Below are 8,572 nucleotides of genomic sequence, written 5' to 3'. Positions count from 1 at the left end.
ACTTAGGTGGAATACTCACTAACATATGTATATGATCCCTACACGCATTAGCTTCCAGTATTTCTACATCTTTCCGGCTACATAATTCCCGTAAAATTTTTCCAATATCTTTTTTTAATTTCCCGTAAATCAATTGTCTACGGTACTTGGGTGCAAACACAAGATGATATTTACATCTCCATTTTGTATGTGCTAAACTTAAAGTGTCCATGGATAGCATTTTCCTCCTTTGCTCTAAGTACGGTTGGCGAACCTGTGCTTAGTATAGCAAAGGAGGTTTTGCTTTTTCTACCTATAGCTATAAGCTTTTAGAACCATACGCACAGCGTATGGTTTTCAATACGACAATAACAGCACGACGGGAAACTATCCCGCCGTGCCATAGTAAAAATAAATTAACGTTTCACTTCAATATTATTCATTTTTTCATAAAAACGAACAATACTGCTATGATCGCATGCTTCTAAGCCATCATGTTTTAGTACCTGCATTTCTTCCATTACTTGCGTAACAAGAGGAAGCGCAAGGCCTAAATTATGAGAAGTTTCAATAACATTATTCAAATCTTTTATATGCAGATTGATCCGGAATCCAGGGTTGAAATTACGATCCATCATCATAGGACCTTTCGCATCAAGTACCGTACTTCCTGCCAATCCTCCTCGAATCGCTTCATAAACAAGATTAGGTTCTACACCTGCAGCCTGTGCTAAGGTAAATGCTTCTGATACGGCAGCAATATTAATGGCAACAATAATCTGATTTGCCAGTTTAGTAATGTTTCCCGCGCCTATTTCCCCACATCGTACAACAGAACCAGCCATAGACTTCATAACATCATAATATGAATCAAAGATTTCCTGCTTGCCGCCTACCATAACTGACATCGTACCATCAATAGCTTTGGGTTCTCCGCCCGATACAGGTGCATCCAGCATTTCAACCCCGATTTTATCCAGTTCAGCCGCCACTTCACGACTAACTAATGGTGCAATCGAACTCATATCAATAAGGACTTTACCTGTCGATAATCCTTCAATCAACCCGCCTTTTCCCAATACAACGGTTTTAACCTGCGGTGAATTTGGCAGCATAGTAATAATGACATCACACTGCTGCGCAATTTCTTTTGCAGAAGCCGCGGATGTAGCTCCTAGCGCTGTTACTTCATCAACCGCAGCTTTGTTCAAATCATTAACAGTTACATCATAACCGGCTTTTAATAAATTTTTACTCATGGGCTTACCCATAATACCTAAACCAATAAAACCAATTTTCATGTTCATTAGCTCCTTTTTACTGTAAACTTTAATAAAAAATATATATAACACATTGCTTACAAAAGATATGCAAACAATATATTATCGAACCAAACAGGGCTTTTTATTATCAAATGTCCACCCTGGAATAAGAAATTGCATCGCAGCAGAATCATCTCGATTACCGCAGCATTTTTCCTTATATAACTGATGTGCCTTCTGTATTCTGTCTAAATCCGGCTCAATTCCCAATCCCGGCTTATCTGGAATTTTTATATAACCGTCAACAATTTCAAACGGATTTTTAGTCAGATGTTCGATTCCTTCCTGCCATATCCAATGTGTATCGATTGCAGTTACACGTCCCGGTACAGCTGCAGCTACATGAGAAAAAATAGCTAAAGAAATATCAAAATGGTTATTAGAATGTGATCCCCACGTGAGTCCGTACATATTGCAAAGCTGTCCTACACGTACGCTTCCCTGCATTGTCCAAAAATGCGGATCTGCTAAAGGAATATCAACCGATTGCAATAAGATAGAGTTGGCCATCTGGCGCCAATCGGTAGCAATCATATTAGTTGCTGTCGGGAGACCGGTCGCCCTGCGAAATTCTGACATAATTTCACGACCGGAAAAACCCGCTTCAGCTCCGCAAGGATCTTCACAGTATGTTAGTATTCCTTTCATTGCATTACCGATTTCAACAGCTTCTTTTAAAGACCATGCTCCATTCGGATCGAGCGTGATACGTGCCTCCGGAAAATGTTCCTTCAGTGCCTTTATCGCCTTTATTTCTTCTTTGCCCGGTAATACGCCGCCTTTGAGTTTGAAATCACGAAAACCATATTTTTCATATGCCGCTTTTCCTAACTCCAATACTGCCTCCGGCGTAAGCGCTTCTTCATGGCGCAGCCGGTACCAATCACAATCTGAATCTGATTCACTAGCATATTCCAATGTTGTCTTTTTACGATCTCCAACATAAAATAAATATCCCAAAACATCCACTTTATCCCGCTGCTGCCCTTCTCCCAAGAGACGAGCAACGGGCAATTCCATGTATTGTCCTAATAAATCAAGCATTGGGGCCTCAACAGCCGTTTGCACATGGATTCCGGTACGTGTATCAAAAGTCTGGTTACCTCGTTCTTCTTCTCCAATATTTAAATGGTTGGAAATCTGTAATAGTACATTGCGATAATCACCAACCTGTGCGCCTATAACATATTTTTTTACTTGTTCCAATGCGGCCGTAATTTTACCAACACCCGGAACTTCACCAACGCCTATATGTCCTGTTTCATCCGTGAGAATAACCACGTTACGAGTAAAGTACGGCCCATGAGCCCCGCTCAAATTAAGAAGCATTGAATCGTGTCCCGCTACTGGATATACATCCATTTGTACAACTTTAGGTGTCTTATTTGCCATTTTTACACATCCTTTACAAAATAATACGTTATATTATCTGAGCAATTCCATCTCACTCAATACGTTCCGCAATGCTGCCCGTTCTTCCGGTTTCAAAGGACCGCAAGGTTCCATGCAAGGTCCGGCATCAATTCCCAGCAACGTTAAGGATTCTTTAATAACAGCCGGGAATGTTCCATATTTAAAAGCGATCCGCAGCGGGGCCAGCTGATATTGTGCTTTTAATGCTCCTTCTAAATCTCCCTGCTGGTATTTATCATAAATATCAGCACAAAGACGCGGTGCCACATTAGCACAAGATGCTATTGCTCCCGATGCACCATACACCAAAGAAGAATAAATCATCGTATCTCGGCCTACCAATACAGAAAAATCTTTCCCCTGCGTCAAACGAATATATTCACCAACAAGTGTCATATCTCCAGAAGATTCTTTAGCCGCTACAATGTTAGAAATATCAGCAAGCTTAGCAATCGTTTCCGCGTTCACGTTAACACCTGTTTTCGGCGGATTATTATAAATAATAATCGGTAATGATGTATTATCTGCAACTGTTTTATAATGCATATATAATTCTTTTTGACTAGGTTTGATAAACATCGGCGTCAAAATAGACACACAGTCCACGTTGCATTCCTCGGCCATCTGTGTTAACGCTACTGTCTCTTTTGTCGTAATAGCGTTAGTTCCCGCATAGATAGGAACACGCCCATTGGCCTGATCCATTGCAACTTGAAAAATATAACGTTTTTCTTCTAAACTAAATCCGTAAAATTCGCCGGTAGTGCCTACTACAAATAGCCCATGAACACCATTGTCGATTAAATAGTCAATTAACTTTCTGGTTGCCGACTCATTAAATGTGCCGTCCTTGGTAAGCGGTGTAATCATAGCCGGTATTACCCCATGCGGCTTAAATACTTCTTTTATCATTCTATTCCCTCCATTGCCATAAAATATAATTATAATAACTTATATTTCATATTTAGCATATTTTATTCAATATATGAAATGTATTAATCTATATTTAAAATAATATACCATTATTATGAAATTTTCAATGTTTTTTTACTTATTTTTCATAATAAGGATATAATCATACAAATTCACAAATCAACTGCTCGTTATAAAAATTACGTGATAGGTGCTGGGTTGAATAAGCATAAGTCATTATAAATTTTCCATTTTTCCGCCCAGCTTTGCTTCTTTCCGCTGGCAACAGAAAGAATCATATCAAAAATTTCTTTTCCTACAGATTCTATCGTTGCTTCTCCTTCAGCAATTCGTCCTGCATTGATATCAATAATATCAGGCCATTTTTTTGCAAGAATGCTTCTACTGCAAACTTTAATTACAGGTGCCATGGCTAATCCATAGGGTGTACCGCGGCCCGTTGTAAATACTTGTACATGGATACCCGAAGCAAGCTGACATGTACCGCAAACAAAATCACTGGCTGGCGTTGCTGCATAAATCAAACCTTTTTTTGTTGGCCGTTCGCCAGGAGAAATAACTTCAGTGATTGGACTGGTCCCTGATTTGACAATAGATCCCATCGCTTTTTCGACAATATTCGACAATCCACCTTTTTTATTTCCAGGTGTTGTATTAGCACTGCGGTCAACCTCTCCTAAACTTAAATAACGATCATACCATTTCATTTCTGCCAGGAGACGATCAGCGACGTCAGCATCTACAGCCCGCGGCAATAACCGGTCAATTCCATCACGAACTTCTGTAACTTCGGAAAGCATCACAGTAGCCCCCGCACGTACTAAAAGATCAGCCGCATAGCCAACCGCAGGATTGGACGTTACTCCGGAAAAAGCATCACTGCCACCGCATTGTAACCCCACTATTAAATCAGAAACAGAACAAACTTCGCGGCGACGTTGATTCAATCGCTGTAAAATTTTTTCAGCATTTTTCATGATTGTATGAACAGATGCAGCAAAACCATTTTCATCCTGAAGTTGTATATGAACCGCATGCACATCGCCATCAATCACTACTTCCGGGCGAAGCTTTTCACATCCCAAACTAACAATCAACATTTCTCCACCAAAATTTGGATGTTTCGCTAAATTTTTAATTGAACGAATCGGAATTACCGCTGCCGGAGCATTGATTGCCACACCGCAACCATAATTATGTTTCATTGCAACTACATCATCTACATGAGGATATCGAGGCAGCAGTTCTTCTTTAATTTTCTTTACTGCAATATCTACAACTCCGGCTACACATTGCACACTGGTTTGGATTCCCAAAATATTTTTGGTAGCCGCTGTCCCATCTGCATTTCGATATCCCATAAAAGTCATTCCCTTTAAAGGTTCTAACTGCTTCATTTCTTGACGACTGTAGACCATCTGATTTACATCGGGCGGTTCAGGCATGCCAACCAAGGATTCCTCGATCCAACTTCCTTTGGGAATGAATTTTAGTGCATACCCTATCGTCTGTCCGTACCGAATAATTTCCCCGCCTTGTGGTATATCCTCCAATGCTGCTTTATGTGCTTGCGGAACATCAGTAGTTAACGTAAAACCATCTTCAAACCGAGTTCCTTTCGTAAGACCGCCCTCATTGGCAATAATGGCTACATTATCTTTTAAGTATAATTTTATTCGTAATGGTTTTTGTAATGCCATGGTCGTCATCTTCCTTTGTTTATATAAATTCTGTATTGTATTTTTTACAATTTAGGTCCATATTCACCATAGCTATTTTTTTTAGGATTATATTCAAAATCTTCTACCAAGTATCGCATCGCTTTCGCATCATCTCGGGCGCCGGAACCAATCTTTTTATATAACATATGAGCCTGTTCTACACGTTCCATATCAATATCAACGCCAAGACCTGGTTTATCTGAAATTTGAATAACTCCATTTTCAATCTGCATAGGCTCCTTGGTTAATCGTTCACGACCTTCTTGCCAAATCCAATGTGTATCTATCGCTGTAATATTTCCCGGAGCAGCCGCTGCTGTCTGCGCATAAATAGCTAATGAAATATCAAAATGATTATTTGAATGCGATCCCCATGTTAATCCCCATTCTGCACATAATTGCGCCAGACGGACAGAACCGCGCATCGTCCAAAAATGCGGATCTGCTAATGGAATTGATACAGCATCCAATTTAACAGAGTGAATCATTTGCCGCCAGTCTGTAGCAATCATATTGGTGGCAGTCGGAAGCCCTGTGGCTCGTCGGAATTCTGCCATAATCTCCCGCCCGGAATATCCCCCCTCCGGCCCGCAGGGATCTTCTGCATAGGTTAAAACATGTGTTTTATTTTTACATACTTCAATTGCTGTTTTTAAAGACCATGACCCATTCGGATCCAAGGTAATGCGGGCATCAGGGAAGGTTTTCTTCAGCGCCGTAACCGCTTCTATTTCATCTTCCGGCTTCATAACCCCGCCTTTTAATTTGAAATCAGAAAAGCCATAATGTTCCTTGGCCGCCGCAGCTTGTTCAACAATATCTGCCGGAGTAAGCGCTTCTTCATTTCGCATGCGATACCAATTATCCTGATTATGTTCATCACTTAAATAGCCAAGGGATTCTGCTTTATGCCGATTCCCTATATAAAATAAATATCCTAACGCGCGTACTTCCTTACGCTGCTGTCCATCTCCCAGCAGGACGCAAGCCGGTACGCCCAAATATTTACCTAATAAATCCAATAATGCCGCTTCAATTGCTGTAATGACATTATCAGCCCGTAAATTAATTTCGTGTGGTTGGAGAAGTACTTTCCTTTCCGCTTCTGTTTTAGCTTTATGAACAGTCGCCTGCGGGCCTTTATATTTTCCCCCCAATACTTTATCATAAATAGTCATAAGAATATTATTATATTCTCCAATGGATCTTCCTATGACCAACTCGGGAGTACGTTGCAATACGCCTAAGATAGTAGCTCCTCCGGGAACTTCACCAATACCGGTATGCCCGGAACTATCTTTTAATATAACTAAATTGCGGGTAAATATCGGCTCGTGAGCACCACAAAGATTTAATAACATGGAGTCATGTCCTGCTACAGGAATGACGTGCATTTCAGTAACTATCGGTGTTAAACTCATTACAAAACCTCCCTATCTTACGCTGCTTTAATTTCAACGCGATGAATATCTCCTACGATTACAAGATAACTAAAAGCTGCCACTACCCCATGCGCCACGGTAAAGACGAGTGCCCATTCAAATGAGCCCGTCGTAGCTACAATATAACCAATGGCAATCGGTGTCGTAATACTAGAAAGGTTTCCACACATGTTGAATAATCCACCTGCAAGACCGGCAACTTCTTTAGGAAATGTATCTGAACCAACAGCCCAGCCAAGAGCACCAAACGCTTTGCCAAAGAAGGACATTGCCATGAACAATATAACCAAGGGGATAGAATCAACATAATTACAAAGTACCATAGCCATACTCAACATCATCCCTAATACAATCGGTGTTTTCCGAGCAAAAGACAAGGAATATCCTTTACGAATCAAAAAATCAGAAAAGACGCCACCAAGGATTCCACCACCAAACCCGCAAAGTGCAGGAATTGCTGCTGCAAAACCGGCATGAAGAATATCCATTCCTCTAGCTTGTACTAAATAGACCGGGAACCAGCTAATAAAGAAAAAAGTTAACGCATTAATGCAATATTGTGCTAAATAGATACCAATAAACATCCGATTCGTAATAAGTTGTTTAATAACTTTAAGATTAGGGCCTGATTTCTTTTCCCCGTCTTTTTTTTCATCCATACTAACTAAGCCGCCGCCTTCTGCTATATACTGAACTTCAGCTTCATTGCACATAGGATGTTCCTTAGGATCATGCATAAACTTGAGCCAAACAAATGCCATTACCAATCCGATAGACCCCATTACAATAAAAACATGATGCCAGCCAAATACCGTAACAATCCAGGCCATTAACGGGGCAAATATAACCGTCGCAAAATACTGTGCCGCATTAAAAATAGCAGAAGCAGTACCACGTTCTTTTCCCGGAAACCAAGCTGCTACGACACGTGCATTGGCAGGAAAGGAAGGAGCTTCAAATGTTGCCATTAAATAACGGAATACAAAAAGAACCCCGGCAGCAGTAATACCCACAAATAAGGCAGATAAACTTTGCAACATCACACTGACAGACCATAGTAGCAATCCTATAAAATATACTTTTTTTGAACCAAATCGGTCCAGCAGCCAGCCGCCAGGCAGCTGCGCAATTACATACGCCCACCCGAACGCTGAAAAAATATATCCCATATGAATACTAGTCAAGCCTAAATCCTTTTGAATAACCGGACCTGCGATGGAAATAGTAGCGCGATCAGCATAGTTGACAGCAGTTAATGTAAATAAGAGAGCAACAACCATCCAGCGCACATTGGTACGTTTCATTACATTTACAGTAGCTTCTTGAACAGACATTAAATAATGTCTACTGCGCAAAAACCACTTTTTGACACGGCAGCCATTTTAAGGCCCGTTTTACTTTCCACAGTAGTAATTGTAGGTAAAATAAAATTGGCGTACACTGAATAGCCTGGAGTTTTCCCAGGTTCAGTGCCAAAATAGAAAGCGCTATCACACTCTGTGTCGTTTCTTTCAGATATGTTCTGATTTGGCTAAGGCCAAACCGACGTTTCGCTAAACTGAAAGCTCGTTCTACTTCCACGCGATCGCAATTGTCTTTGTATTCTAATCGTTTGTCTCTAACAGCATCTTTCTTGGGCCGTCCTAAGGCAGGTCCCGACAACCGAATGCCTCTTTCTTTACAATATGCCAGGTTGAGACGGTTGCGGTAAATCTTATCGGCCAACACCCGTTCTGGATAATGACCATACCGTTCATGGTAC

7 protein-coding genes and 1 pseudogene are annotated in these 8,572 nt (G+C 40.8%); all 8 read right to left on the bottom strand.

All coding sequences use genetic code 11. The features are described from left to right. Positions 1 to 211: IS200/IS605 family transposase (gene tnpA / locus BLR11_RS13525; RefSeq protein WP_218118834.1), on the bottom strand; the 211-nt coding region annotated here is incomplete at its 3' end. Positions 212 to 395: 184 nt separating this feature from the next. After that, positions 396 to 1,331: a 2-hydroxy-3-oxopropionate reductase gene (gene garR, locus BLR11_RS13520; RefSeq protein WP_342707214.1), complete on the bottom strand. Its 936-nt coding sequence runs from the start codon at positions 1,329 to 1,331 to the stop codon at positions 396 to 398. 30 nt (positions 1,332 to 1,361) lie between these two features. Continuing rightward, on the bottom strand, positions 1,362 to 2,693 hold the full coding sequence (locus tag BLR11_RS13515; RefSeq protein ID WP_091653141.1) for an enolase C-terminal domain-like protein: 1,332 nt from the start codon (positions 2,691 to 2,693) through the stop codon (positions 1,362 to 1,364). A 33-nt stretch (positions 2,694 to 2,726) separates the two neighbouring features. Beyond that, the gene (dapA, locus tag BLR11_RS13510; RefSeq protein ID WP_091653138.1) at positions 2,727 to 3,626 is read right to left on the bottom strand and encodes a 4-hydroxy-tetrahydrodipicolinate synthase; all 900 of its coding nucleotides are present in this window, start codon (positions 3,624 to 3,626) and stop codon (positions 2,727 to 2,729) included. Between the two features lie 200 nt (positions 3,627 to 3,826). Continuing rightward, positions 3,827 to 5,347, bottom strand: a complete 1,521-nt coding sequence (garD, locus tag BLR11_RS13505; protein WP_218118833.1) for a galactarate dehydratase — start codon at positions 5,345 to 5,347, stop codon at positions 3,827 to 3,829. 44 nt (positions 5,348 to 5,391) lie between these two features. Further along, positions 5,392 to 6,789, bottom strand: coding sequence for an enolase C-terminal domain-like protein (locus BLR11_RS13500; RefSeq protein ID WP_091653133.1), 1,398 nt, complete (start codon positions 6,787 to 6,789; stop codon positions 5,392 to 5,394). 17 nt (positions 6,790 to 6,806) lie between these two features. Then, on the bottom strand, positions 6,807 to 8,144 hold the full coding sequence (locus tag BLR11_RS13495; RefSeq protein ID WP_091653131.1) for an MFS transporter: 1,338 nt from the start codon (positions 8,142 to 8,144) through the stop codon (positions 6,807 to 6,809). Between the two features lie 118 nt (positions 8,145 to 8,262). Beyond that, positions 8,263 to 8,572 (bottom strand): annotated as a pseudogene (locus BLR11_RS13490) (transposase); the annotation flags it as partial.

The organism is Megasphaera paucivorans, assembly GCF_900103535.1.
Lineage (GTDB): Bacteria > Bacillota > Negativicutes > Veillonellales > Megasphaeraceae > Megasphaera_A > Megasphaera_A paucivorans.
Note: the sequence above shows the minus strand (reverse complement) of the source record. Positions and strands in the feature narration are given on the sequence as shown.

Coding starts and splice junctions, on each gene's coding strand:
- dapA (WP_091653138.1), bottom strand. CDS start 3,626: ATGATAAAAGAAGTATTTAAGCCGCATGGGGTAATACCGGCTATGATT.
- BLR11_RS13495 (WP_091653131.1), bottom strand. CDS start 8,144: ATGTCTGTTCAAGAAGCTACTGTAAATGTAATGAAACGTACCAATGTG.
- BLR11_RS13500 (WP_091653133.1), bottom strand. CDS start 6,789: ATGAGTTTAACACCGATAGTTACTGAAATGCACGTCATTCCTGTAGCA.
- garD (WP_218118833.1), bottom strand. CDS start 5,347: ATGGCATTACAAAAACCATTACGAATAAAATTATACTTAAAAGATAAT.
- BLR11_RS13515 (WP_091653141.1), bottom strand. CDS start 2,693: ATGGCAAATAAGACACCTAAAGTTGTACAAATGGATGTATATCCAGTA.